Consider the following 21,519-nt stretch of genomic DNA (forward strand, 5'->3'; position numbering starts at 1 on the left):
GTGGAGCGAATGTCAAGAGACCGCAAGGTCAGACAATCTGACGACAAGTCACTGTACAAACAATTTGTCTGCGAAGCTATGCTAGCAGAAACGACGTGTGAGAACAGGATGAGAATGGTTTGAGTCCATGACACACACGGGAGAGTGTACAGTCACCGCTTGTCGTACTTATCTAATTAAAGTGCGAAAAGGAGGCGACTTTTTTTATGGCAAATCAGGTAATGAGAATTACACTTAAGGCGTATGATCATCAGCTCGTAGATGCATCTGCAAAGAAGATCATCGAAACAGTAAAGAAGAACGGATCTCAGGTTAGCGGACCTGTACCGCTTCCGACTAAGAAGGAAGTAGTTACAATCCTCCGTGCTGTACATAAGTACAAGGATTCCAGAGAGCAGTTCGAGCAGAGAACACACAAGAGACTGATCGACATCATCACACCTACACCTAAGACAGTTGAGGCTCTTCAGAGATTAGAGATGCCCGCAGGTGTAAACATCAACATCAAGATGAAATAATTCATCGGCAACTAATGTTAAACCTCTACTAGTATGATGCGAGACGCATGATGCCGTAAAACTGGAGAGTTGCCCAAGGGCAATTGAGACGACATTGCGAACGATTTAAGCATCCGCTGTAGATGTAATAAGGAGGTAAATACAATGAAGAAGGCTATCTTAGCTACGAAGATCGGTATGACTCAGATCTTCAACGAAGACGGTTCACTTGTACCTGTAACTGTTTTACAGGCAGGCCCCTGTGTAGTAACACAGATCAAGACCGTTGAGAACGATGGTTACAGTGCAGTTCAGGTCGGCTATGTTGATAAGAAAGAAAAGATCATCAACAGAGACAAGAACGGCAAGAAGACAATCGTACATGCACATGGTGTAAACAAGGCTCAGCAGGGTCACTTCAAGAAGGCTGGCGTATCATGCAAGAGATTCGTTCGCGAGTTCAAGTTTGAGAACGCAGCTGAGTATGAGCTTGGAAGCGAGATCAAGGCAGACATCTTCGCCGCTGGTGACAAGATTGATGCTACAGCAACATCCAAGGGTAAGGGATTCCAGGGCGCCATCAAGAAGAATGGTCAGCACAGAGGACCCATGGCTCATGGTTCTAAGTTCCACCGTCATCAGGGTTCTAACGGATCCAGTTCTGATCCGAGCCGTGTATTCAAAGGAAAAGGAATGCCTGGTCACATGGGAAGCGTAAAGGTAACAGTTCAGAATCTTGAGGTTGTTCGTGTAGATGCAGACAAGAATCTGATCCTTGTAAAGGGCGCAATACCCGGACCTAAGAAGGGACTTGTAACAATCAAGGAAACCACAAAGGTTGAGGCATAATTTCCAGAATACGAAAGGAGGACATACAGATGGCTAACGTATCTGTTTATAATATCGAAGGCAAAGAAGTTGGCAACATCGATCTTAACGATGCCATTTTCGGAGTTGAAGTAAATGAACATCTCGTACATCTGGCAGTAGTTCAGCAGCTTGCTAACAATCGTCAGGGTACACAGAAGGCAAAGACACGTTCCGAAGTTAGCGGAGGTGGTCGTAAGCCTTGGAGACAGAAGGGAACCGGTCATGCAAGACAGGGTTCAACAAGATCTCCTCAGTGGACAGGCGGCGGTGTAGTATTCGCTCCCGTTCCGAGAGATTACTCTTTCAAGATGAACCAGAAAGAGAAGAGAGCGGCTCTTAAGTCTGCACTCACAGATAAGGTTCAGACAGGTAAGCTTATCGTTCTTGACGAGCTTAAGATGGATGAATTCAAGACAAAGAAGCTTGCAGAGGTTATGAACAACCTCAAGGCTACACGTAAGGCACTTGTTGTTCTTGCAGACAACGATACTAAGGTTGTTAAGTCAGCAAGCAATCTTCCTGAAGTTAAGACAGCGCTTACAAACACAATCAATGTATATGATATCGTAAACGCTCAGACACTCGTTCTTACAAAGGACGCAGTTGCTAAGATTGAGGAGGTGTATGCATAATGGCAGCATTACAGTACTATGACGTAATCCTTGAGCCTGTACTTACAGAGAAGAGCATGAATGCCATGGGCGAAAAGAAATACACTTTCTTCGTTCATCCTGAAGCTAACAAGACTCAGATAAAGGAAGCAGTTGAGAAGATGTTCGACGGCGCTAAGGTTTCTAAGGTAAACACACTTAACGCAAACGGCAAGCTTAAGAGACGCGGAATGACTTACGGCAGAACTGCTAAGATCAAGAAGGCAATCGTACAGCTTACTGCAGACAGCAAGGACATCGAGATTTTCCAGGGACTTTGATAATAACTAATTAACTATACGCACAGGATCAAAGCAAAGTCCGGATCCGGGTTTTAAACCGTGCGTGATATCAAAAAGGAGAAGAATCATGGGAATTAAGAAATACGGCCCATATACACCGTCCAGAAGAAACATGACAGGTTCTGATTTCTCAGAGATCACAAAGAAGACACCTGAGAAGAGCCTCCTTGTTTCTAAGAATTCCAAGGCTGGACGTAATAACCAGGGTAAAATCACTGTAAGACATCGCGGTGGCGGTGGAAGAAGAAAGTACAGAATCATCGACTTCAAGCGTTACAAGGATGAGTGCACAGCAAAGGTTATCGGTATCGAGTACGATCCTAACAGAACTGCAAACATCGCACTGCTTGAGTATGAGGATGGCACAAAGGCTTACATCCTTGCTCCTCAGGGACTTAAGGATGGCATGACAATCATGAATGGTCCTGCAGCCGAGGTTCGTATCGGTAACTGCCTCCCTCTTGCAAACATTCCTGTCGGTGAAAGCGTACACAACATTGAGCTTTATCCCGGAAGAGGCGGTCAGCTTGTTCGTTCAGCAGGTAACTCAGCTCAGCTTATGGCTAAGGAAGGTAAGTATGCAACTCTTCGTCTTCCTTCAGGCGAGATGAGACTTGTTCCGATCGAGTGCCGTGCAACAATTGGTACAGTAGGTAACATTGATCATAACCTTATCAACATCGGTAAAGCTGGTCGTAAGCGTCACATGGGTATCCGTCCTACAGTTCGCGGATCAGTTATGAACCCGAATGATCACCCGCATGGTGGTGGTGAGGGTAGAGCACCTATCGGTCGTTCCGGTCCCAGCACACCTTGGGGTAAGCCTGCTCTTGGTTACAAGACACGTAAGAAGAAAAAGGCTTCTAACAAGATGATCATTAGAAGAAGAGATGGTAAGGCAATCAAGTAATTGATGCCTGATTGATAGAAAAGGAGAATGACAATGTCTAGATCACTTAAAAAGGGACCTTTCGCAGATGCTAGTCTTCTTAAGAAGATCGATGCAATGAATGCAGAGAATCAGAAGCAAATCGTTAAGACATGGTCCCGTCGTTCCACGATTTTTCCTTCCTTCGTTGGACACACAATCGCTGTTCATGACGGAAGAAAGCATATTCCGGTATATGTAACGGAAGATATGGTTGGTCACAAGCTTGGTGAGTTCGTTCCTACAAGAACCTACAGAGGTCATGCAGGCGCCGAGAAGAAGGGCGGAGTTCGCTAAGTCTGTGTGACTTGGTTCAACATTGAAAGGAGGTTAAATCTATGGCAACAGCACATAGATCTCAAGTTAAAAGAGAGAGAAATGCTCAGAAGGATACAAGACCTTCAGCAAAATTATCTTACGCAAGAATCCCTGTTCAGAAGGCATGCTTCGTAATGGATGCCATCAGGGGTAAGGACGTTGAGACAGCACTTGCTATCCTGGAGTACAATCCGAGATACGCTTCCAGCGTTATTTATAAGTTACTTAATTCTGCAATCGCAAATGCTGAGAACAACAACGGCATGAACAGAGCTAATCTGTACATTGCAGAGTGCAATGCAAGCAATGGCCCGATTATGAAGAGAATTCAGCCTAGAGCTCAGGGTAGAGCTTACAGAATTCAGAAGAGATTAAGCCATTTGACTGTAATTCTGGATGAGAGATAAGAAAGGAGAAAGTAAGTTCAATGGGACAGAAAGTTAATCCTCATGGCCTTAGAGTCGGCATCATTGCAGATTGGGATTCCAAATGGTATGCAGAGAACAATGAGTTTGCAGACAACCTTGTTGAAGATTACAAGATCAGAAAGTTTCTGAAGAAGAAGCTTTACGCTGCAGGTATCTCCAAGATCGAGATCGAGAGAGCATCTGACCGCGTCAAGGTTATCGTTTATACAGCTAAGCCCGGTTTCGTAATCGGTAAGGGTGGTGCTGAGATTGAAGTTACTAAGAAAGAGCTTTCAAAGCTCACAGACAAGAAGGTTCTTGTTGATATTAAAGAGATCAAGAAGCCCGATAAGGACGCTCAGCTCGTTGCAGAGAACATTGCACAGCAGCTTGAGAACCGTGTATCCTTCCGTCGTGCTATGAAGTCCTGCATGAGCAGAACAATGAAGACAGACGCACAGGGTATTAAGGCATGCTGCAGCGGACGTCTTGGTGGTGCTGATATCGCACGTAGCGAGTTCTACAGCGAGGGCACAATCCCGCTTCAGACACTTAGAGCAGATATTGATTATGGATTTGCTGAGGCAGATACAACCTATGGTAAGGTTGGTGTTAAGGTATGGATCTATAAGGGTGAAGTACTTCCTACTAAAGCATCCGAGAATTCAGATAAGGAAGGGAGCGATAAATAATGTTAATGCCGAAGAGAGTAAAGCATCGTAAGCAGTTCCGCGGTTCTATGGCTGGTAAGGCTACACGCGGCAACACAATTGCATACGGTGAGTATGGAATAGTAGCGCTTGAGCCCTGCTGGATTCGTTCAAATCAGATCGAGGCAGCCCGTGTCGCTATGACTCGTTTCATCAAGCGTGGTGGTCAGGTTTGGATCAAGATTTTCCCTGACAAGCCTGTTACAGCAAAGCCTGCTGAAACTCGTATGGGTTCCGGTAAGGGTTCTGTAGATTACTGGGTAGCAGTTGTTAAGCCTGGACGTGTAATGTTTGAAATCGGCGGAGTCGATGAAGAAGTTGCAAGAGAAGCACTTCGTCTTGCAACACACAAACTTCCTTGCAAGTGCAAGATCGTTTCAAAGGCTGATTTGGAAGGCGGTGCATCCAATGAAAACTAATAAGTATGTAGAAGAGCTGAAAGCTAAGTCTGCTGAGGAACTCAGCCAGGAGCTTGTATCAGCTAAAAAGGAACTTTTTAATCTGAGATTCCAGAACGCAACTAACCAGCTGGATAACACAGCAAGAATCAAAGAGGTTAGAAAGAATATTGCGAGAATACAGACTGTCATCACACAGAAGGCAGCACAGTAATTGGAATCCTGAAAGGAGTATATCGTGGAAAGAAATTTAAGAAAAACGCGTGTTGGTAAAGTAACAAGCGATAAGATGGATAAGACCATCGTTGTTTCCATCGAAGATCATGTAAAGCATCCTCTTTACAAGAAGATCGTAAAAAGAACCTATAAGCTGAAGGCTCATGATGAGAACAATGAGTGCCATATAGGTGATACAGTCAAGGTTATGGAAACAAGACCGATCTCTAAAGATAAGAGATGGAGACTGGTTCAGATTATTGAGCGTGCTAAGTAATTAGCTGATAGTTGATTATAAAGGAGAAATAACATGATTCAGCAGGAAAGCAGACTTAGAGTTGCTGATAACACAGGTGCGAAAGAGCTTCTTACAATCCGTGTTATGGGTGGTTCTACAAGAAGATATGCGAGAATCGGCGATGTAGTTGTTGCTTCGGTTAAAGAAGCAACACCAGGCGGCGTTGTAAAGAAGGGTGATGTTGTTAAGGCAGTTGTAGTACGTACTGTTAAAGAGACTCGCCGTAAGGATGGTTCTTACATCCGTTTTGATGAGAACGCTGCAGTAATCATCAACGATGAAGGTAACCCGAGAGGAACTCGTATTTTTGGACCCGTTGCAAGAGAGCTTCGTGACAAGAAGTACATGAAGATTCTGTCTCTCGCTCCGGAAGTATTATAAGGAGGCACCGAATGTCTACAAGTAAGATTAAGAAGGGCGACACTGTTAAGGTTATCGCCGGTAAGAGCAAAGATAAAGAAGGCAAGGTACTCTCCGTTGACACAAAGAACGGCAAGGTAGTAGTTGAGGGCGCTAACATGGTAACAAAGCACACAAAGCCCTCTGCATCTAACCCCAACGGTGGTATCGTTCAGCAGGAAGCTCCCATGGACATCTCCAATGTTATGTATGTTCATAAGGGAAAGGCAACACGTGTTGGTTTCAAGGTTGAGGATGGTAAGAAAGTCCGCATCGCAAAGTCAACCGGTGATGTCATTGACTGATAGGAAAGGAGGTAAGGAGCTTTGAGTAGATATAAAGATTTATATAAAGACGAGATCGTGAGCGCTATGACAAAGAAGTTCGGTTATAAGAACGTCATGGAAGTTCCGAAGCTCGATAAGATCGTAATCAATATGGCTGTAGGTGAAGCTAAGGAGAACGCTAAGGTTCTTGAGAACGCTGCAAACGATATGCAGATCATCTCCGGTCAGAAGCCTGTTTATACAAAGGCTAAGAAGTCCATCGCTAACTTCAAGATAAGAGAAGGTATGCCGATCGGATGTAAAGTAACTCTTCGTGGTGAGAAGATGTACGAGTTCATGGATCGCCTTGTAAACCTTGCACTTCCTCGTGTCCGTGACTTCCGTGGTGTTAACCCGAACGCTTTCGATGGCAGAGGAAACTATGCTCTTGGTATCAAGGAGCAGCTTATTTTCCCTGAAATCGAGTACGATAAGGTTGATAAGACAAGAGGTATGGACATCATCTTCACAACAACTGCCAAGACTGATGAAGAGGCTCGTGAGCTTTTAACACTCTTCAACATGCCTTTCGCTAAGTAATTAAGGAGGAATCGAACACATGGCTAAATTATCCATGAAGGTAAAGCAGCAGATGAAACCCAAGTTTTCAACACGTGCATACAACCGTTGCAGAATTTGCGGTCGTCCTCATGCTTATCTCAGAAAATACGGAATCTGCAGAATTTGTTTCCGTGAGTTAGCTTACAAGGGCGAGATCCCGGGTGTACGTAAGGCTAGTTGGTAATTATTTAAACCATTGCGGCTTCGTGTCTCTGTGCAGACGGGCACAGTAAGGCGGAGCAATAATAGAAAATTAAGGAGGCTTTTTCAAAATGGCAATGAATGATCCTATTGCAGATATGCTTACAAGAATTCGTAATGCTAATACTGCAAAGCATGACACAGTTGACGTTCCTTCTTCAAAGATGAAGCTTGCTATTGCAAACATTCTTCTTGACGAAGGTTATATCAAGAAACTTGACGTTGTTGAAGAGAACGGTTTCAAGAATCTTCACATCACACTTAAATACGGTGCTGACAGAAATGATAAGGTTATCACCGGATTGAAGAGAATTTCCAAACCCGGTCTGCGTGTATACGCAGGTAGAGAGGAGCTTCCGAGAGTACTTGGTGGTCTCGGTATCGCTATCATCTCAACTAACCAGGGTGTTGTAACTGATAAGAAAGCAAGAGAGCTCCAGGTTGGTGGCGAAGTTCTTGCATTTGTATGGTAAATTGGAGGTACGGGCATGTCACGAATTGGAAAAATGCCAATCGCAATTCCTGCTGGAGTTACAGTAGAAGTTGCAGAAAATAATAAGGTGACTGTTAAGGGTCCTAAGGGCACTCTTGAGAGAGTTTTCCCTGCAGAGATGCAGTTTGAGCAGAAAGATGGTCAGATCGAAGTTAAGAGACCTGATGATCAGAAGAAGACCAGAGCGCTTCACGGACTTTCAAGAAGTCTTCTGAATAACATGGTTGTTGGTGTTACAGATGGCTATGAGAAGAAACTTGAAGTTAATGGTGTAGGTTACAGAGCAGCTAAGAGCGGTAAGAAACTCACCTTAACCCTTGGCTATTCACATCCTGTAGAACTCGATGATCCTGAAGGAATCGAGACAGTTGTTGATGGTAATGCTATCATCGTCAAGGGCATAGATAAAGAAAAGGTTGGCCAGCATGCAGCTATCATCAGAGAGAAGAGAGCTCCTGAGCCGTATAAGGGCAAGGGTATCAAGTACGCTGATGAGGTTATCCGCCGCAAGGTTGGTAAGACCGGTAAGAAGTAAGAGATAAGGAGAGTAAAAAATGGTTAGTAAAGAGTCCAGACAGAAAAGTCGCGAAAAGAAGCATCTGAGAATTCGCAATCGTTTCAGCGGCACTGCTGAAAGACCGCGTCTTGCAGTTTTCAGAAGTAATAATCATATGTATGCTCAGGTTATCGATGATGTTGCCGGTAAGACACTCGTTTCTGCTTCCACACTTGAGAAGGACATTAAGTCAGCTCTTAAGGTTACAGATAATGTTGAGGCCGCTGCATACGTTGGTGATGTTGTTGCTAAGAGAGCAATGGAAAAGGGTATCAAGGCTGTTGTTTTCGACAGAGGCGGTTACATCTACCATGGTAAGGTAGCAGCACTGGCTGAGGCAGCCAGAAAAGCAGGCTTAGAATTCTAAGGAAGGGAGAAAGATAATGAAGCGTACAATCGTTGATGCAAGTCAGCTTGAATTAACAGATAAAGTCGTTACCATCAAGCGAGTTACTAAGGTTGTAAAGGGTGGACGTAACATGAAGTTCACCGCACTCGTTGTAGTTGGTGACGGAAACGGTCATGTAGGTGTAGGTCTTGGAAAGTCTACTGAAATTCCGGATGCTATCCGTAAGGGTAAGGAGGATGCTACCAAGAACCTCATCACAGTTCCGCTTGATGAGAACAACAGTATCACACATGATTTCGTTGGTAAGTTCGGTTCTGCAGAGGTTCTGCTTAAGAGATCTCCTGAAGGTACCGGTATCATCGCAGGTGGTCCTGCTCGTTCTGTATGTGAGCTTGCAGGAATCAAGAACATTCGTACAAAGTCACTTGGTTCCAACAACAAGCAGAACGTAGTTTATGCAACCATCAATGGTCTTGCAAATCTCAAGACACCGGAAGAAGTTGCTAAGAAGCGCGGTAAGTCTGTAGAAGAAGTTATCGCATAATAAATAGGCAACTAGTAAAGGAGAAAACAATGGCAGCTAATAAAGAAAGTGGAAAAATGCTTAAAATCACATTGGTTAAGTCCACTATTGGTGCTGTTCCGAAGCAGGTTGCTACGGTAAAATCAATGGGATTTAAGAAGCTTAACAGCAGTGTAGAACTGCCGGATAACTCTGCTACCAGAGGTCAGATCCAGCAGATCAGACACCTTGTTAAGGTCGAAGAACTGAACTAATAAAGGAGGAAAGTCATGGAATTATCTAATTTGAGACCTGCTGAGGGTTCTGTTCAGAGTGACAATTTCAGAAGAGGCCGCGGTCATGGCTCAGGAAATGGCAAGACTGCAGGTAAGGGACACAAAGGACAGAAGGCTCGTTCAGGTGCTCCGAGACCCGGATTCGAGGGTGGACAGATGCCCCTTTTCCGTCGTCTTCCTAAGAGAGGATTCAAGAATATCAATTCTAAGAAGATCGTAGCTATAAATGTAAGCGAACTTGAGCGCTTCGACAACGACAGTGTTGTTGACATTCAGGCACTTAAGGATAATGGTATCATCAAGCATGAGTATGATGGTGTTAAGATACTTGGAAACGGTGAATTTACCAAAAAGCTTACGGTTAAAGTAAATGCCTTCAGTGCATCTGCTAAGGAGAAAATCGAGGCTCTTGGGGGAACGGCAGAGGTGATTTGATGTTCACAACAATTAAGAACGCATTCAAAATCAAAGATATAAGATTAAAGTTATTATTCACATTTGCAATGCTTTTGGTGATTAGACTTGGTTCAGCAATTCCGGTACCCGGAATGAACGTATCTGTTTTTCAGCAGTGGTTTGCTGAATTATCGGAAAACAATGCCTTTGGTTTTATGGATCGATTCACAGGTGGATCATTTGAGAACATGTCAATTTTGGCACTCAATATTACACCTTACATCACATCTTCTATTATTATCCAGCTTCTCACGATTGCTATTCCTAAGTTTGAGGAATGGCAACGTGATGGAGAGGATGGAAGAAAAAAGCTTGCAGCTCTCACACGTTATATCACTGTAGCACTTGCTCTTATTGAGTCAGTAGCAATGGCTATAGGTTTCTACAGAAGTGGATTCCTCATCGAGAAATCTCCTCTGTATGTAGTAGAGATTGTTGCAGCACTTACTGCAGGCAGTGCGTTCCTTATGTGGATCGGTGAGCGTATAACAGATAATGGTGTAGGAAACGGTATCTCTATCGTACTTACTATTAACATTATCTCAAGAATGCCTTCCGACCTCAGTAGCTTGTTTACACAGTTTGTAACAGGCAAGAACATTGCCAGAGGAGTGGTATCCGTGATCATTATTGTTGCGGTAATCGTAGCAATGGTTGTTCTCGTTGTTCTTCTCAACGGCGCAGAGCGCAGGATTCCGGTACAGTATGCTAAAAAGATTCAGGGGAGAAAGACCTATGGCGGAAATCATTCAGAGATTCCTCTTAAGGTTAACACCGCAGGCGTTATGCCTATCATTTTTGCGATGTCTCTCTTCCAGTTCCCGATCATTATCAGCCAGCTTGTTGGCTATAAGGGAACAGGTGCATGGAGCGAGATCCTTAAATACTTGAATCAGAGCTACTGGTGCAATACCTCAAATCTCAAGTATTCAATCGGACTTGTTGTATATGTTTTACTGCTTATCTTCTTTGCATATTTCTATACATCAATTACATTTAATCCGCTTGAGATTGCAGATAATATGAAAAAGCAGGGTGGCTTTATTCCCGGTATTCGTCCCGGAAAGCCTACCAGTGATTATTTAACAAACATTCTGAATTACATCATTTTCATCGGAGCTGTTGGACTTACCATTATCGGTGTCCTTCCGATATTCTTCAATGGTGTATTCGGTGCTAACGTATCCTTCGGTGGTACGAGCCTTATCATTGTTGTAAGTGTTATTCTTGAAACGGTGAAACAGATTGAATCACAGATGTTGGTACGTAATTACAAAGGTTTTTTAGATGATTAAAACTTAAGAGGTTTCGGAGTATACCGAAAGGTATGCTTCCTAACCTCTTATTGTGCATTTAAGAAATATAAGAAAAATAGGAGACTTCCAGTATGAAAATTATTATGTTAGGTGCACCCGGTGCAGGTAAGGGAACACAGGCAAAAATGATTGCTGATAAATATCAGGTTCCGCACATTTCTACAGGTGATATTTTCAGAGCAAATATCAAGAACGGAACTGAACTCGGAAAGAAAGCAAAGGAATACATGGATCAGGGACAGCTTGTTCCGGATGAGCTTACTGTTGAGATCCTTCTTGACAGAGTAGCGCAGGATGACTGCAAGAACGGCTATGTTCTTGACGGTTTCCCGAGAACAATTCCTCAGGCTGATGTGCTTGACAAAGAGCTTACAAAGCTTGGCGACAAGGTTGACTATGCAATTAACGTAGATGTTCCGGATGAGAACATTGTTCGCAGAATGTCAGGAAGAAGAGCATGCCTTAAGTGTGGTGCTACTTACCATATTGAGCACATTCCTCCGAAGCAGGAAGGAATCTGTGATACTTGTGGCAGTGAGCTTGTTCAGAGAGATGATGACAAGCCGGAGACAGTTAAGAACCGTCTTAGCGTTTATCATGAGCAGACTCAGCCCCTCATCGACTATTACACAAAGAAGAACATTCTTAAGACTGTCGATGGAACAAAGGACATGCAGGAAGTCTTTAATGAGATTACAGGTATTCTCGGTTAATTATTGAGGTAATGAGTAATGCCGGTCACCATTAAAACGGACGAAGAATTGAACCTCATGAGAAAAGCAGGTGAGCTGCTTGCACAGGTTCATGAAGAACTACATAATGCGCTCAGACCGGGAATCTCCACTTTAGAGTTGGATGCAATTGGCGAAGAAGCCATTCGCAAACGCGGTGGAATACCGAATTGCAAGGATTATGAAGGATATCCGGCATCAGTTTGTATTTCCGTGAATGATGAGGTTGTTCACGGAATACCTAAAGCTGAGACTATATTAAAAGAAGGCGATATAGTTTCTTTTGATACGGGTCTGATATATGAAGGATTTCATTCAGATGCGGCCAGAACATGGGGCGTAGGAAATATTTCCCCGGAAGCACAGAAACTGATTGATGTCACGAGAGAGAGCTTTTTTGAAGGCATCAAATATGCCAAAGCCGGAAATCACTTATATGACATTTCCAAGGCGATTGATAAATATATCAAACCGCATGGCTACGGAATAGTAAGGGAACTTACAGGACATGGAATCGGCAGAGAATTACACGAAGAGCCATATATTCCCAATTATAGGAAATTAACAAGAGGTATACTCTTAAAACCGGGAATGACGCTCTGTGTGGAACCCATGATTACGATGGGAAGCAGAAAAATAGCATTTCTCGATGATGAATGGACTGTTGTAACTCTTGATAGTTCTTTGGCGGCACATTATGAAAATACCATTGCGGTAACGCCTGACGGAGAACCCGAGATACTGACAATTATTAAATGAACCACTTAAATGTGATATAGAAATGAGGTTAAGATCAGATGTCTAAAGCAGATGTAATTGAAATTGAAGGAAAAGTAGTTGAGAAGCTCCCCAACACAATGTTCAGGGTTGAGCTTGAGAACGGTCATATCGTACTTGCTCATATCAGTGGCAAGCTCAGACAGAACTTTATTCGTATTCTTCCCGGAGACAAGGTAACACTTGAACTTTCACCCTATGATCTCACAAAAGGAAGAATAATTTGGAGAGATAAGTAATCGCTTAGCTCCTGTAATTCGGAACGAATAAAACAAGTTTAAAATAATGCTTGTAATAGTTCTATATATATGTTATGATTGAATGCGGTCGTTTAAAAAGGGGTATCAGTATGCCCTTTTATACGCATATATACCAGAAAGGAGTTACAAATGAAAGTTAGGTCTTCTGTTAAGCCTATGTGCGAAAAGTGCAAGGTTATCAAGAGAAAAGGCGTTATTCGTGTAATTTGCGAAAACCCTAAGCACAAACAGAGACAGGGCTAATTCGAGTCATTTTGACATTACTTTTTGATACCAATGTGTATTGGAAAGATCGGATTAACTACTGTCCGATTGGGCTGAATAATCGCCCCAATCAAACAAGTAACATTTAATTATGGAAACAAAAGGTTTCCGCAAACAATTTTTTTCAAATGGAGGAATATTAAAAATGGCTCGTATTGCAGGTGTAGACTTACCCAGAGATAAGCGAGTTGAGATTGGTCTCACATATATCTATGGTATTGGTAGAACAAGCTCAAACAAAATTCTTGCTGCTGCAAATGTAAATCCCGACACACGTGTTCGTGATCTCACAGATGATGAGGTTAAGAAGATTGCTGAGATTATCGGTAATGATTATGACGTAGAAGGTGATCTTAGAAGAGAGATCGCTATGAACATCAAGCGTCTTTCAGAGATCGGATGCTACAGAGGTATCCGTCACAGAAGAGGACTTCCTGTTCGTGGTCAGAGAACAAAGACCAACGCTAGAACAAGAAAAGGTCCCAAGAGAACAATCGCTAATAAGAAGAAGTAATTCTCTTATTATATAGTAACTTTAGATAATTCATAGGAAGAAAGTAGGTTAGTTTAAAATGGCAAATCAGAAATCAAGTGCTTCTAAGACTAAGAAGCGTGTCAAGAAAAACGTTGAACACGGACAGGCACACATTCAGTCATCTTTCAATAACACAATCGTTACATTGACAGATGCTGCAGGTAATGCTCTTAGCTGGGCAAGTGCCGGTGGTCTCGGTTTTAAGGGTTCAAGGAAATCTACTCCATATGCTGCACAGATGGCTGCAGAGACAGCAACAAAGGCTGCACTTATTCATGGCCTTAAGACTGTTGATGTCTTTGTAAAGGGACCGGGTTCAGGAAGAGAAGCTGCTATCAGAGCTCTTGCTGCAAGTGGTCTTACTGTTACCAGTATTACGGATGTAACTCCCGTACCTCATAACGGATGCCGCCCGCCCAAGCGCCGCAGAGTATAATTTATCCTATATGATATTCACTCAGAGCCTGCGTTTTTACGTCTGGCTCTGATGGAGTATATAGACACTATTAACATTTAACTCGTTGGATGAAGGCACAGGTAGTGTCGTGCTGTAAACAACAGTCAGGATTTTTCCTGAACAAGAAAGGAGCCAATAATGGCAGTAAACAGAGTTCCAGTACTTAAGAGATGCAGATCACTTGATTTGGATCCCACATTCCTTGGATATGACAAGAAGTCCAAGAGAACAAACAGCAGAGCAAACAAGAAGATGAGCGAGTATGGTCTTCAGCTCCGTGAGAAGCAGAAGGCAAAGTTCATTTATGGCGTTCTTGAGAAGCCTTTCCGTAACTACTACGACAAGGCTGATCGTCAGAAGGGACAGACCGGTGAGAACCTTATGGTCCTTCTTGAGCGCAGACTTGATAATGTTATTTTCCGTATGGGCTTTGCAAGAACAAGAAGAGAAGCTAGACAGGTTGTTCTTCATAAGTTCATCACTGTAAATGGTAAGGTAGTTAACATTCCTTCTTACCTCATCAAGGCAGGCGATGTTATCGAAGTTAAGGAAGCTTCCAGAAGCATCCAGAGATTCAAGGATATCGCAGAGATCACAGCAGGCAGAATCGTTCCTGAGTGGCTTGATGTTAACAAGGATAACCTTAGCGGTACAGTTAAAGAATTCCCTTCAAGAGATGTAATCGACGTTCCTGTAAACGAGATGTTGATCGTCGAGTTGTATTCTAAGTAATTTAAAATAGTTCAGCGTGGCCATAGTTCGAAAGCGCGTGCGTTTTCGAACCCGGCTCTGAATTATTTAATTTTAGAAACACCATAAAACCATAAGGAGGGTATGTCAGTGTTTGATTTTGAAAGACCAAATATTGAAGTTGCTGAGATTTCAGAGGACAAGAAGTACGGCAGATTCGTTGTTGAGCCTCTTGAGAGAGGTTATGGAATTACTCTTGGTAATTCACTCAGAAGAATTATGCTTTCCTCTTTGCCTGGAGCAGCAGTAAGTCAGGTCAAAATCGAAGGTGTACTGCATGAGTTCAGTTCTATTCCCGGAGTAAAGGAAGATGTAACTGAGATCATAATGAATATCAAGAATCTTTCTATTCGCAATAATTCTGAGACTAATGAGCCCAAGACAGCATACATCGAGTATTCAGGCGAGGGTGTAGTCACAGCTGCTGATATTCAGGTTGATCAGGATATAGAAATCACAAATCCTGAGCAGGTTATTGCAACACTGTCCGGTAAGGATGCTAAGCTCTACATGGAGCTCACCATCACAAAGGGCAGAGGATATGTAAGCTCTGATAAGAATAAGCTTGCAGATCTTCCTATCGGTGTTATTGCAGTAGATTCTATCTATACACCAGTTGAACGTGTAAATGTCAGTGTAGAGAATACACGTGTAGGTCAGGTTACTGACTATGATAAGCTGACACTTGATGTTCACACTAACGGAACACTTGCTCCCGATGAGGCTGTAAGCCTTGCAGCAAAGGTTCTTAGTGAGCATCTTAGCCTCTTCATCGATCTGTCTGAGAATGCCAAGACTGCAGAAGTTATGGTAGAGAAAGACAATGATGAGAAGGAAAAGGTTCTTGAGATGAGCATCGATGAGCTTGAGCTCAGTGTTCGTTCCTTCAACTGCCTCAAGAGAGCCGGAATCAATACTGTTGAGGAGCTTACAAACAAGACTCCCGATGATATGATGAAGGTTCGTAACCTTGGACGTAAGTCCCTTGAGGAAGTGCTTGCTAAGCTTGATGAGCTTGGACTTGCACTTAGAACAGGTGAAGATCAGAACTGATAAAACAGGTTAGTATTCGCTGATGGTAAAGCCGACGTGTACGGATGCGGATTCTCATTAGGTATTAACACAACATATCGGGAGTAAAACCAAAGCGTATTCCGGTATGCACCACAGCAGAGGGAACTCTGCGATTGAGAAAGGAAGTAAATTATTATGGCAATGTACAGAAAGTTAGGAAAGGCTACAAAGCCCAGAAGAGCACTCCTCAGAAACCAGGCAACAATGCTTCTTTACAATGGTAAGATTGTTACAACCGAGGCTAGAGCTAAGGAAGTAAAGAAGATCGTTGAGCCTATCATCGCTCTTGCAGCTAAGGAGATGGACAACTACGAGACAGTTACTGTTGAGGCTAAGGTTGCCCGCAAGGACAAGGATGGCAAGCGCGTTAAGGAAGTTAAGGATGGCAAGAAGGTAACAGTTTATGATACTGTTCAGAAGGAGATCAAAAAGGATAAGCCTTCACGTATGCACGCTAGAAGACAGATCCTCAAGACTCTCTATCCTGTAACTGAGGTTCCGAAGGAAGCTGCTGGAAGAAAGAAGAACACAAAGCAGATCGACCTTGTTGAGAAGCTTTTCACAGAGTATGGTCCTAAGTATGCTAGCCGTAACGGTGGTTACACAAGAATCGTTAAGATCGGTCAGCGTAAGGGCGATGCAGCTATGATGGTTGTTCTTGAGCTTGTATAATTAACATAATAAAAAATGAGCGGTACGATTAGTCGTATCGCTCATTTTTTATGTGCGCTTAGCAGTGCATGATTCTAATTCCTACAACAATTTAATAGATTCTAATCTGCATTGCCATCAGATACAATCTCTGTAGATGTTCCATAAGCCTGATCGGGATGCTTGTTTGCGTATTCTGCAAGCGTTTCACCACCCGACATAGTACGGGCCAGTAAGGAACATAAGATAATAAGTGCAATTATTATAATTAGTGGTTTAAAGTATTCGTTTGACATAAAGTCATTTTAGCAAATTTATTGAAGAAGTGCCATAACACCCTGAGGGGTCTGATTTGCCTGTGCCAGCACAGACTGCCCGGCCTGCTGAAGGATATTTAATGTGGAAAGTCTCACCATTTCTTCAGCCATATCTGCATCGCGGAGGCGTGACTCTGCAGCGGTAGTATTTTCAACAACATTGTTAAGATTGTATACAGTATGCTCGACACGGTTCTGAATAGCGCCAAAATAACTTCTTACACCGCTTACCATCAGGATTGCATTAGAAAAATTGTCAATAGCGTTGGTTGCGTTATCTTCTGTCAGAAGATTTACATCTGTAATAAGAAGTGCATCTGTGCTCATGTCAAAAAGTTCAATTTCCACTTTGTTTGTCATATCAGCGTCTGTTCCGAGGTGAAGAGCGATAGAAGATCCGCGTCCTTTCTGGTTCTCGGTAGTAAGGTCCATTTGAACATAACCCAAAGTGGTATTCATGATTTCAATCGGTTGCTTGTTCTTTTTCGCAGTTTCGCCAAGTATATTTGTTCCGCCTGTGCTAAGTGAAGGAGTAATAAGTGATCCTACACCACCAAGACTTTCGTATGAGAGTCTTCTTACAAATTCTACTGCGCCCATTTTGCCTGATGCAGGACTTGAGTAACTACCGTTGTTGATGCAATCCTTTAAATCGGATTCGGATATACCTATAAGGCTTGTAAGAACGGTATCAAAGCTATCGGTTTTGTTATCGATGAAACCCTGGAAGATTTTGTTCATTCCGGTTAAAATGGTGGCTTTTGAGAAATCATTTGTGTCGGAAGCAAGGTAACCGGCATAGGCAGCTGCCAGATAACCATGACCATAAACTCTTCCGTCGACTGTATATTGTCCGCCTTGTGAGAGGTATGCAGCAATATTATAGTCTCTGGAGGGATCGTTTGCACTGGAAAGTGTACTTGCACAACTACTGAGATAACTATTCCAACCGGATGAATAGCCGCCACCTGATAACTGCGCTGTTCCTTCTATAAACCATAGCGGAAAGTCTTCAGGACCTGTACCTATATTCATTCTTTCGGGATAAACTGTAGCCATAACACCATGCATTACTTCGTGTGCAACCGTTGATTCAAGCAAACTGAGTTTATCTTGGCTTAAATTCAGGGAAGGGAAATCGGCCTTATCCACTGAAAGCAGTAGAGAACCTGGTGTGAAGTTCTGTCCGGGCCATGAAATTTGGGCGGACATGGATGCCAATACGTTATCCACACCGTCTATTGTATTGATAGTCATTGTTGAATAATAGGGAGTTTTATCGTTTTCAGCCGCTGTCCTTACTGTATTTCCCATAGGAGAAAAACTGTTTAGTATCTGTTCTACAGCGTTGGGGAAATACTCATTAGAGATTTTCTGTGCAAGATATTTCATCCCATTTGCTACAGAAGAAGGCGGATTGAGAGTAGTTAATCTCGGAAGACGACCTTTTTTAGGGAAAATGGGAGTTTCGTTGAATTTGGTACGACTGGTGATCGCGTTTATTTCACTTTTTAACTGCTTGATTTCGTTATTGATGGCTATTCTGTCTTCGGGCGCAAGGGTTCCGTTAGCGGCCTGAATAGAAAGCACGTTGCATCGCTGAAGCATTTCATGTACTTCGTGTAAAGCACCGTCAGCAACCTGGGCCATAGAAATGCCGTCTTTGCCATTTGAGGAAGCGCGTGTAAGTCCCCTCATCTGGCGGCGCATTTTTTCAGATATGGTTAAACTTGCTGCGTTATCTGCGGCGCGATTAATCTTATATCCTGAAGCCAGCTTTTCGGCTGTTTTAGCTCGTTCTGAAGTTGTGATACCGGTCATCATATTTGCATACGATGCCTGCATGTTATGTTGTATTACCACAAGCTGCCCCTTAATGATAATAAATCGATATTTTTAGTCCTTTACACTAAAGTTATCGGCAGTTTTATGAAAAAATTTTACACTTTTTAAATATGGCAGAAGAAGTGCGCAGCTGTGCTTGTTTTTCACAACTGCATATAATAAAATAGTGAGGATGTACTTTAAGAGCGCAATAATACTGAAAAAGAGGCAAAATGAGTTCAGAAACTATGCTCCGTACGGAGAATCTGACATTTGAATATATAAGACGAGATGAGGAAGGCAACGTAGAAGGGATAACCACCGCTGTTGACGGAGTGGATCTGGAAGTCAAAAAGGGCGAATTTATATCCATTCTCGGACACAACGGTTCAGGAAAATCTACACTGGCCAAGCATTTTAATGCACTTTTATTCCCCACTGAGGGTACTGTCTTTGTTGACGGAATGAACACTTCGGATGCAAGTAATCTCTGGAGTGTCAGACAGGAAGCGGGCATGGTTTTTCAGAATCCCGACAATCAGATAATCGGACAGGTTGTTGAAGAGGATGTGGGATTTGGACCGGAAAACATGGGGGTTCCCACAAAAGAGATATGGGAGAGAGTAGAGGAAAGCCTTAAGACCGTAGGAATGTACGAATTTAGGAAAAGCTCACCCAATCACCTCTCCGGAGGACAGAAACAGAGGGTTTCAATTGCGGGAGTTATTGCAATGCACCCGAAATGCATCATTTTTGATGAGCCGACAGCCATGCTTGATCCGAACGGACGAAAAGAGGTTATCCGCGCAGCGAGAGCCCTGAACGACGTGGAAGGGATAACGATCATTCTGATTACTCATTATATGGAAGAGGTTATCTATTCCGACAAGGTCTTTGTTATGGATAAGGGACATGTGAAGATGCAGGGTACCCCCAGGGAGATTTTTTCACAGGTGGATAAACTTAAGGAATTGAGGCTGGGTGTTCCGCAGGTAACTCTTCTTGCGCATGAGCTTAGGCAAAGAGGACTTAATATTCCCGAGGGAATTCTGGACCGAGGGGAACTTGTAGCTGCTTTGAAGGGATTAAAATGGCAATAATACTAGATCATGTAAATTACATATATGAGGCCGATACAGCGATGGCAAGGACAGCCTTAAATGATGTGTCGCTTCAGATACCGGATGGCCAGTTTATAGGCCTTATTGGGCACACCGGATCGGGAAAATCGACCCTTGTGCAGCATTTGAACGGCCTTATGAAACCGTCATCAGGTTCTGTCTTCTTTGATGGCAAGGACATAAACGATCCCGAATATGACAGAAAAAATCTCAGAGCCAAGGTGGGACTCGTTTTTCAGTATCCCGAGCATCAGCTTTTTGAGATAAACTGCTTCCTGGATGTGTGCTTTGGGCCAAAAAATCTGGGGGTTCCTCAGAAAGAGATAGAGCTTAGAGCGTATGATGCCCTTAAAAAGGTAGGCCTTCCGGATGAATATTTTTATCAGTCTCCGTTTGATCTGTCCGGGGGACAAAAGAGGAGGGTGGCTATAGCCGGAGTTCTTGCTATGAAGCCGGAGGTGCTGATTTTGGATGAGCCTACCGCAGGACTTGATCCTAAAGGCAGGGATGAGATACTTGATTTAATCGCTGAACTTCATGATACGCTGGGAATCACGGTAATTCTGGTGTCACACAGCATGGAGGATGTGGCGAATTACGTCGACAGAATAATAGTCATGAATAAGGGTGAAGCAGTCTATGACGGAACCCCGAAGGAAGTATTTGCGCATTACAAAGAGCTTGAAGCTATAGGTCTTGCTGCACCGCAGGTTACATATGTTATGGAGGAGCTCAGAGAAGCCGGATTTCCCGTACATACGGATGCTACCACTATTGATGAGGCAGCAGATGAGATTATGCGGGTTTTTGGATGATTTTTATATAAAAAGTTGGGAGCATGTACTGAATGCTTAGAGATATAACGCTGGGACAGTATTACCAGACAGATTCCGCTATTCACAGACTGGATCCGAGGGTAAAAATTGTAGCGACACTGGTATATATTGTATCCCTTTTTGTAGTAGACAATTTTATAGGATATTTGATAGCAGCAGCCTTTCTTGTGCTTGCCATTATGAAGTCAAATGTGCCCGCAAAATTCATTTTTAAGGGCATGAAGGCTATTTATTTGCTGCTTCTTATCACTATGCTGTTTAATCTCTTTTTGACGCCCGGAGAGCCTCTGGTGACTTTCTGGAAACTGAAAATAACCAAAGAGGGACTTAAAATAGCGGTTATGATGGGAGTGAGGCTTGTTTTCCTTATAACAGGGTCTTCAATAATGACGCTCACTACCACCCCAAATCAGCTTACGGACGGTATGGAGAGCCTCATGAACCCGCTTAAGGTGTTCCATGTGCCGGTACATGAGATATCTATGATGATGTCGATTGCACTCAGATTTATTCCGATTTTGATGGAAGAGACAGACAAGATCATGAAGGCTCAGATGGCAAGAGGTGCCGATTTTGAGAGCGGATCGCTTATCCAGAGGGCTAAGAGTCTGATACCGCTTCTTGTTCCGCTTTTCATATCTGCCTTCAGAAGGGCAGGAGACCTTGCTATGGCTATGGAGGCCAGATGTTATCGAGGCGGCGAAGGCAGGACTAAAATGAAGCCTCTTGCTTATAAGAAATGGGATATTTTTGCATATATAGTGATTTTTGTGTATTTATGCGCAATGATCGCTGTGGGAATTCTGTTTTGATTGACGCAATATTGTGCAATTTATTATTGATATATCCTTATATGCATATAATTGAGGGCTA

The 21,519-nt window shown here is 43.1% G+C and carries 36 protein-coding genes; 34 read left to right on the forward strand and 2 right to left on the reverse strand.

Going from position 1 to position 21,519, the window contains the following annotated elements; all coding sequences use genetic code 11:
- The first annotated feature begins 206 nt into the window (after positions 1-206).
- The 31 genes from rpsJ (at position 207) to G630_RS0118065 (ending at position 16,569) form a co-directional block, all read left to right on the forward strand.
- Entirely contained in the window at positions 207-518 is a 312-nt protein-coding gene (gene rpsJ / locus G630_RS0117920) for a 30S ribosomal protein S10 (protein ID WP_022761340.1), read from the forward strand.
- Between the two features lie 144 nt (positions 519-662).
- On the forward strand, positions 663-1,346 hold the full coding sequence (rplC, locus tag G630_RS0117925; RefSeq protein ID WP_022761339.1) for a 50S ribosomal protein L3: 684 nt from the start codon (positions 663-665) through the stop codon (positions 1,344-1,346).
- Between the two features lie 29 nt (positions 1,347-1,375).
- The gene (gene rplD / locus G630_RS0117930) at positions 1,376-1,999 is read left to right on the forward strand and encodes a 50S ribosomal protein L4 (RefSeq protein ID WP_022761338.1); all 624 of its coding nucleotides are present in this window, start codon (positions 1,376-1,378) and stop codon (positions 1,997-1,999) included.
- Positions 1,999-2,298 carry a 50S ribosomal protein L23 gene (rplW, locus tag G630_RS0117935; RefSeq protein WP_022761337.1) on the forward strand — a complete coding sequence of 100 codons (300 nt, stop codon included), beginning with the start codon at positions 1,999-2,001 and terminating at the stop codon, positions 2,296-2,298. The genes rplD and rplW overlap by 1 nt, the downstream gene beginning before the upstream one ends.
- Positions 2,299-2,386: 88 nt before the next feature.
- A complete protein-coding gene (gene rplB / locus G630_RS0117940) occupies positions 2,387-3,229 on the forward strand; it encodes a 50S ribosomal protein L2 (RefSeq protein ID WP_022761336.1) in 843 nt (280 codons plus the stop codon).
- Positions 3,230-3,262: 33 nt separating this feature from the next.
- On the forward strand, positions 3,263-3,544 hold the full coding sequence (gene rpsS / locus G630_RS0117945; protein ID WP_022761335.1) for a 30S ribosomal protein S19: 282 nt from the start codon (positions 3,263-3,265) through the stop codon (positions 3,542-3,544).
- Between the two features lie 41 nt (positions 3,545-3,585).
- Entirely contained in the window at positions 3,586-3,972 is a 387-nt protein-coding gene (gene rplV / locus G630_RS22725; RefSeq protein WP_022761334.1) for a 50S ribosomal protein L22, read from the forward strand.
- Between the two features lie 20 nt (positions 3,973-3,992).
- Positions 3,993-4,664, forward strand: coding sequence for a 30S ribosomal protein S3 (gene rpsC / locus G630_RS0117955; RefSeq protein ID WP_022761333.1), 672 nt, complete (start codon positions 3,993-3,995; stop codon positions 4,662-4,664).
- Positions 4,664-5,101, forward strand: a complete 438-nt coding sequence (gene rplP, locus G630_RS0117960) for a 50S ribosomal protein L16 (protein ID WP_022761332.1) — start codon at positions 4,664-4,666, stop codon at positions 5,099-5,101. The genes rpsC and rplP overlap by 1 nt, the downstream gene beginning before the upstream one ends.
- A complete protein-coding gene (gene rpmC / locus G630_RS0117965; protein WP_022761331.1) occupies positions 5,091-5,294 on the forward strand; it encodes a 50S ribosomal protein L29 in 204 nt (67 codons plus the stop codon). The genes rplP and rpmC overlap by 11 nt, the downstream gene beginning before the upstream one ends.
- A 24-nt stretch (positions 5,295-5,318) precedes the next feature.
- Positions 5,319-5,573: a 30S ribosomal protein S17 gene (gene rpsQ / locus G630_RS0117970; RefSeq protein WP_022761330.1), complete on the forward strand. Its 255-nt coding sequence runs from the start codon at positions 5,319-5,321 to the stop codon at positions 5,571-5,573.
- A gap of 33 nt (positions 5,574-5,606) precedes the next feature.
- Positions 5,607-5,975, forward strand: coding sequence for a 50S ribosomal protein L14 (rplN, locus tag G630_RS0117975; protein ID WP_022761329.1), 369 nt, complete (start codon positions 5,607-5,609; stop codon positions 5,973-5,975).
- Positions 5,976-5,986: 11 nt separating this feature from the next.
- Complete coding sequence (gene rplX / locus G630_RS0117980; RefSeq protein WP_022761328.1) at positions 5,987-6,298, forward strand: 50S ribosomal protein L24; 312 nt, start codon at positions 5,987-5,989, stop codon at positions 6,296-6,298.
- Between the two features lie 21 nt (positions 6,299-6,319).
- Positions 6,320-6,859, forward strand: coding sequence for a 50S ribosomal protein L5 (gene rplE, locus G630_RS0117985; protein WP_022761327.1), 540 nt, complete (start codon positions 6,320-6,322; stop codon positions 6,857-6,859).
- 19 nt (positions 6,860-6,878) lie between these two features.
- Positions 6,879-7,064: a type Z 30S ribosomal protein S14 gene (locus G630_RS0117990; RefSeq protein ID WP_022761326.1), complete on the forward strand. Its 186-nt coding sequence runs from the start codon at positions 6,879-6,881 to the stop codon at positions 7,062-7,064.
- An 88-nt stretch (positions 7,065-7,152) separates the two neighbouring features.
- Complete coding sequence (gene rpsH, locus G630_RS0117995) at positions 7,153-7,554, forward strand: 30S ribosomal protein S8 (protein ID WP_022761325.1); 402 nt, start codon at positions 7,153-7,155, stop codon at positions 7,552-7,554.
- A 15-nt stretch (positions 7,555-7,569) separates the two neighbouring features.
- Positions 7,570-8,109, forward strand: coding sequence for a 50S ribosomal protein L6 (rplF, locus tag G630_RS0118000; RefSeq protein ID WP_022761324.1), 540 nt, complete (start codon positions 7,570-7,572; stop codon positions 8,107-8,109).
- A 19-nt stretch (positions 8,110-8,128) separates the two neighbouring features.
- Positions 8,129-8,497, forward strand: coding sequence for a 50S ribosomal protein L18 (gene rplR / locus G630_RS0118005; protein WP_022761323.1), 369 nt, complete (start codon positions 8,129-8,131; stop codon positions 8,495-8,497).
- Between the two features lie 16 nt (positions 8,498-8,513).
- Entirely contained in the window at positions 8,514-9,023 is a 510-nt protein-coding gene (rpsE, locus tag G630_RS0118010) for a 30S ribosomal protein S5 (protein ID WP_022761322.1), read from the forward strand.
- A gap of 29 nt (positions 9,024-9,052) precedes the next feature.
- A complete protein-coding gene (gene rpmD / locus G630_RS0118015) occupies positions 9,053-9,256 on the forward strand; it encodes a 50S ribosomal protein L30 (protein ID WP_022761321.1) in 204 nt (67 codons plus the stop codon).
- Positions 9,257-9,271: 15 nt separating this feature from the next.
- Positions 9,272-9,712, forward strand: a complete 441-nt coding sequence (gene rplO / locus G630_RS0118020; RefSeq protein WP_022761320.1) for a 50S ribosomal protein L15 — start codon at positions 9,272-9,274, stop codon at positions 9,710-9,712.
- Complete coding sequence (secY, locus tag G630_RS0118025; RefSeq protein ID WP_022761319.1) at positions 9,712-11,028, forward strand: preprotein translocase subunit SecY; 1,317 nt, start codon at positions 9,712-9,714, stop codon at positions 11,026-11,028. Before rplO ends, secY begins: the two co-directional genes overlap by 1 nt.
- Positions 11,029-11,120: 92 nt before the next feature.
- On the forward strand, positions 11,121-11,762 hold the full coding sequence (locus tag G630_RS0118030; protein ID WP_022761318.1) for an adenylate kinase: 642 nt from the start codon (positions 11,121-11,123) through the stop codon (positions 11,760-11,762).
- 18 nt (positions 11,763-11,780) lie between these two features.
- The gene (gene map / locus G630_RS0118035) at positions 11,781-12,539 is read left to right on the forward strand and encodes a type I methionyl aminopeptidase (protein ID WP_022761317.1); all 759 of its coding nucleotides are present in this window, start codon (positions 11,781-11,783) and stop codon (positions 12,537-12,539) included.
- Positions 12,540-12,577: 38 nt separating this feature from the next.
- The gene (infA, locus tag G630_RS0118040) at positions 12,578-12,796 is read left to right on the forward strand and encodes a translation initiation factor IF-1 (protein WP_022761316.1); all 219 of its coding nucleotides are present in this window, start codon (positions 12,578-12,580) and stop codon (positions 12,794-12,796) included.
- A 150-nt stretch (positions 12,797-12,946) separates the two neighbouring features.
- The gene (rpmJ, locus tag G630_RS22730) at positions 12,947-13,060 is read left to right on the forward strand and encodes a 50S ribosomal protein L36 (protein ID WP_022754357.1); all 114 of its coding nucleotides are present in this window, start codon (positions 12,947-12,949) and stop codon (positions 13,058-13,060) included.
- A 166-nt stretch (positions 13,061-13,226) separates the two neighbouring features.
- A complete protein-coding gene (gene rpsM, locus G630_RS0118045) occupies positions 13,227-13,595 on the forward strand; it encodes a 30S ribosomal protein S13 (RefSeq protein ID WP_022761315.1) in 369 nt (122 codons plus the stop codon).
- A 58-nt stretch (positions 13,596-13,653) separates the two neighbouring features.
- Positions 13,654-14,052: a 30S ribosomal protein S11 gene (rpsK, locus tag G630_RS0118050; protein ID WP_022761314.1), complete on the forward strand. Its 399-nt coding sequence runs from the start codon at positions 13,654-13,656 to the stop codon at positions 14,050-14,052.
- A 159-nt stretch (positions 14,053-14,211) separates the two neighbouring features.
- On the forward strand, positions 14,212-14,805 hold the full coding sequence (gene rpsD / locus G630_RS0118055) for a 30S ribosomal protein S4 (RefSeq protein WP_022761313.1): 594 nt from the start codon (positions 14,212-14,214) through the stop codon (positions 14,803-14,805).
- 108 nt (positions 14,806-14,913) lie between these two features.
- Positions 14,914-15,876: a DNA-directed RNA polymerase subunit alpha gene (locus G630_RS0118060; protein ID WP_026499387.1), complete on the forward strand. Its 963-nt coding sequence runs from the start codon at positions 14,914-14,916 to the stop codon at positions 15,874-15,876.
- Between the two features lie 156 nt (positions 15,877-16,032).
- Positions 16,033-16,569: a bL17 family ribosomal protein gene (locus tag G630_RS0118065; protein ID WP_022761311.1), complete on the forward strand. Its 537-nt coding sequence runs from the start codon at positions 16,033-16,035 to the stop codon at positions 16,567-16,569.
- A 101-nt stretch (positions 16,570-16,670) separates the two neighbouring features.
- On the opposite strand, the gene G630_RS24920 is transcribed toward G630_RS0118065, so the two are convergent.
- Both G630_RS24920 and G630_RS24925 read right to left on the reverse strand, forming a co-directional pair.
- A complete protein-coding gene (locus G630_RS24920; RefSeq protein ID WP_155832029.1) occupies positions 16,671-16,844 on the reverse strand; it encodes a hypothetical protein in 174 nt (57 codons plus the stop codon).
- Positions 16,845-16,862: 18 nt separating this feature from the next.
- Positions 16,863-18,728, reverse strand: coding sequence for a flagellinolysin (locus G630_RS24925; protein ID WP_155832030.1), 1,866 nt, complete (start codon positions 18,726-18,728; stop codon positions 16,863-16,865).
- A gap of 209 nt (positions 18,729-18,937) precedes the next feature.
- Here G630_RS24925 and G630_RS0118080 point away from each other — a divergent pair, with 209 nt between their 5' ends.
- Genes G630_RS0118080 through G630_RS0118090 form a run of 3 tightly spaced genes read left to right on the forward strand, consistent with a single transcriptional unit; the run spans position 18,938 to position 21,458 of the window.
- Positions 18,938-19,789, forward strand: a complete 852-nt coding sequence (locus tag G630_RS0118080; protein ID WP_026499389.1) for an energy-coupling factor transporter ATPase — start codon at positions 18,938-18,940, stop codon at positions 19,787-19,789.
- The gene (locus G630_RS0118085; protein ID WP_022761308.1) at positions 19,780-20,625 is read left to right on the forward strand and encodes an energy-coupling factor transporter ATPase; all 846 of its coding nucleotides are present in this window, start codon (positions 19,780-19,782) and stop codon (positions 20,623-20,625) included. The genes G630_RS0118080 and G630_RS0118085 overlap by 10 nt, the downstream gene beginning before the upstream one ends.
- A gap of 32 nt (positions 20,626-20,657) precedes the next feature.
- Positions 20,658-21,458 (forward strand): energy-coupling factor transporter transmembrane component T family protein, encoded by an 801-nt coding sequence (locus tag G630_RS0118090; protein ID WP_022761307.1) that lies wholly within the window; start codon positions 20,658-20,660, stop codon positions 21,456-21,458.
- Positions 21,459-21,519 lie beyond the last annotated feature (61 nt).

This window comes from Butyrivibrio sp. WCD2001 (assembly GCF_000424485.1).
Lineage (GTDB): Bacteria > Bacillota > Clostridia > Lachnospirales > Lachnospiraceae > Butyrivibrio.

Excerpts from the sequence above, each read along its gene's own strand:
- rpsJ (WP_022761340.1), top strand. The coding sequence starts at position 207 with ATGGCAAATCAGGTAATGAGAATTACACTTAAGGCGTATGATCATCAG.
- rplC (WP_022761339.1), top strand. The coding sequence starts at position 663 with ATGAAGAAGGCTATCTTAGCTACGAAGATCGGTATGACTCAGATCTTC.
- rplD (WP_022761338.1), top strand. The coding sequence starts at position 1,376 with ATGGCTAACGTATCTGTTTATAATATCGAAGGCAAAGAAGTTGGCAAC.
- rplW (WP_022761337.1), top strand. The coding sequence starts at position 1,999 with ATGGCAGCATTACAGTACTATGACGTAATCCTTGAGCCTGTACTTACA.
- rplB (WP_022761336.1), top strand. The coding sequence starts at position 2,387 with ATGGGAATTAAGAAATACGGCCCATATACACCGTCCAGAAGAAACATG.
- rpsS (WP_022761335.1), top strand. The coding sequence starts at position 3,263 with ATGTCTAGATCACTTAAAAAGGGACCTTTCGCAGATGCTAGTCTTCTT.
- rplV (WP_022761334.1), top strand. The coding sequence starts at position 3,586 with ATGGCAACAGCACATAGATCTCAAGTTAAAAGAGAGAGAAATGCTCAG.
- rpsC (WP_022761333.1), top strand. The coding sequence starts at position 3,993 with ATGGGACAGAAAGTTAATCCTCATGGCCTTAGAGTCGGCATCATTGCA.
- rplP (WP_022761332.1), top strand. The coding sequence starts at position 4,664 with ATGTTAATGCCGAAGAGAGTAAAGCATCGTAAGCAGTTCCGCGGTTCT.
- rpmC (WP_022761331.1), top strand. The coding sequence starts at position 5,091 with ATGAAAACTAATAAGTATGTAGAAGAGCTGAAAGCTAAGTCTGCTGAG.
- rplN (WP_022761329.1), top strand. The coding sequence starts at position 5,607 with ATGATTCAGCAGGAAAGCAGACTTAGAGTTGCTGATAACACAGGTGCG.
- rplX (WP_022761328.1), top strand. The coding sequence starts at position 5,987 with ATGTCTACAAGTAAGATTAAGAAGGGCGACACTGTTAAGGTTATCGCC.
- G630_RS0117990 (WP_022761326.1), top strand. The coding sequence starts at position 6,879 with ATGGCTAAATTATCCATGAAGGTAAAGCAGCAGATGAAACCCAAGTTT.
- rpsH (WP_022761325.1), top strand. The coding sequence starts at position 7,153 with ATGGCAATGAATGATCCTATTGCAGATATGCTTACAAGAATTCGTAAT.
- rplF (WP_022761324.1), top strand. The coding sequence starts at position 7,570 with ATGTCACGAATTGGAAAAATGCCAATCGCAATTCCTGCTGGAGTTACA.
- rplR (WP_022761323.1), top strand. The coding sequence starts at position 8,129 with ATGGTTAGTAAAGAGTCCAGACAGAAAAGTCGCGAAAAGAAGCATCTG.
- rpsE (WP_022761322.1), top strand. The coding sequence starts at position 8,514 with ATGAAGCGTACAATCGTTGATGCAAGTCAGCTTGAATTAACAGATAAA.
- rpmD (WP_022761321.1), top strand. The coding sequence starts at position 9,053 with ATGGCAGCTAATAAAGAAAGTGGAAAAATGCTTAAAATCACATTGGTT.
- rplO (WP_022761320.1), top strand. The coding sequence starts at position 9,272 with ATGGAATTATCTAATTTGAGACCTGCTGAGGGTTCTGTTCAGAGTGAC.
- secY (WP_022761319.1), top strand. The coding sequence starts at position 9,712 with ATGTTCACAACAATTAAGAACGCATTCAAAATCAAAGATATAAGATTA.
- G630_RS0118030 (WP_022761318.1), top strand. The coding sequence starts at position 11,121 with ATGAAAATTATTATGTTAGGTGCACCCGGTGCAGGTAAGGGAACACAG.
- map (WP_022761317.1), top strand. The coding sequence starts at position 11,781 with ATGCCGGTCACCATTAAAACGGACGAAGAATTGAACCTCATGAGAAAA.
- infA (WP_022761316.1), top strand. The coding sequence starts at position 12,578 with ATGTCTAAAGCAGATGTAATTGAAATTGAAGGAAAAGTAGTTGAGAAG.
- rpmJ (WP_022754357.1), top strand. The coding sequence starts at position 12,947 with ATGAAAGTTAGGTCTTCTGTTAAGCCTATGTGCGAAAAGTGCAAGGTT.
- rpsM (WP_022761315.1), top strand. The coding sequence starts at position 13,227 with ATGGCTCGTATTGCAGGTGTAGACTTACCCAGAGATAAGCGAGTTGAG.
- rpsK (WP_022761314.1), top strand. The coding sequence starts at position 13,654 with ATGGCAAATCAGAAATCAAGTGCTTCTAAGACTAAGAAGCGTGTCAAG.
- rpsD (WP_022761313.1), top strand. The coding sequence starts at position 14,212 with ATGGCAGTAAACAGAGTTCCAGTACTTAAGAGATGCAGATCACTTGAT.
- G630_RS0118065 (WP_022761311.1), top strand. The coding sequence starts at position 16,033 with ATGGCAATGTACAGAAAGTTAGGAAAGGCTACAAAGCCCAGAAGAGCA.
- G630_RS24920 (WP_155832029.1), bottom strand. The coding sequence starts at position 16,844 with ATGTCAAACGAATACTTTAAACCACTAATTATAATAATTGCACTTATT.
- G630_RS0118080 (WP_026499389.1), top strand. The coding sequence starts at position 18,938 with ATGCTCCGTACGGAGAATCTGACATTTGAATATATAAGACGAGATGAG.
- G630_RS0118085 (WP_022761308.1), top strand. The coding sequence starts at position 19,780 with ATGGCAATAATACTAGATCATGTAAATTACATATATGAGGCCGATACA.
- G630_RS0118090 (WP_022761307.1), top strand. The coding sequence starts at position 20,658 with ATGCTTAGAGATATAACGCTGGGACAGTATTACCAGACAGATTCCGCT.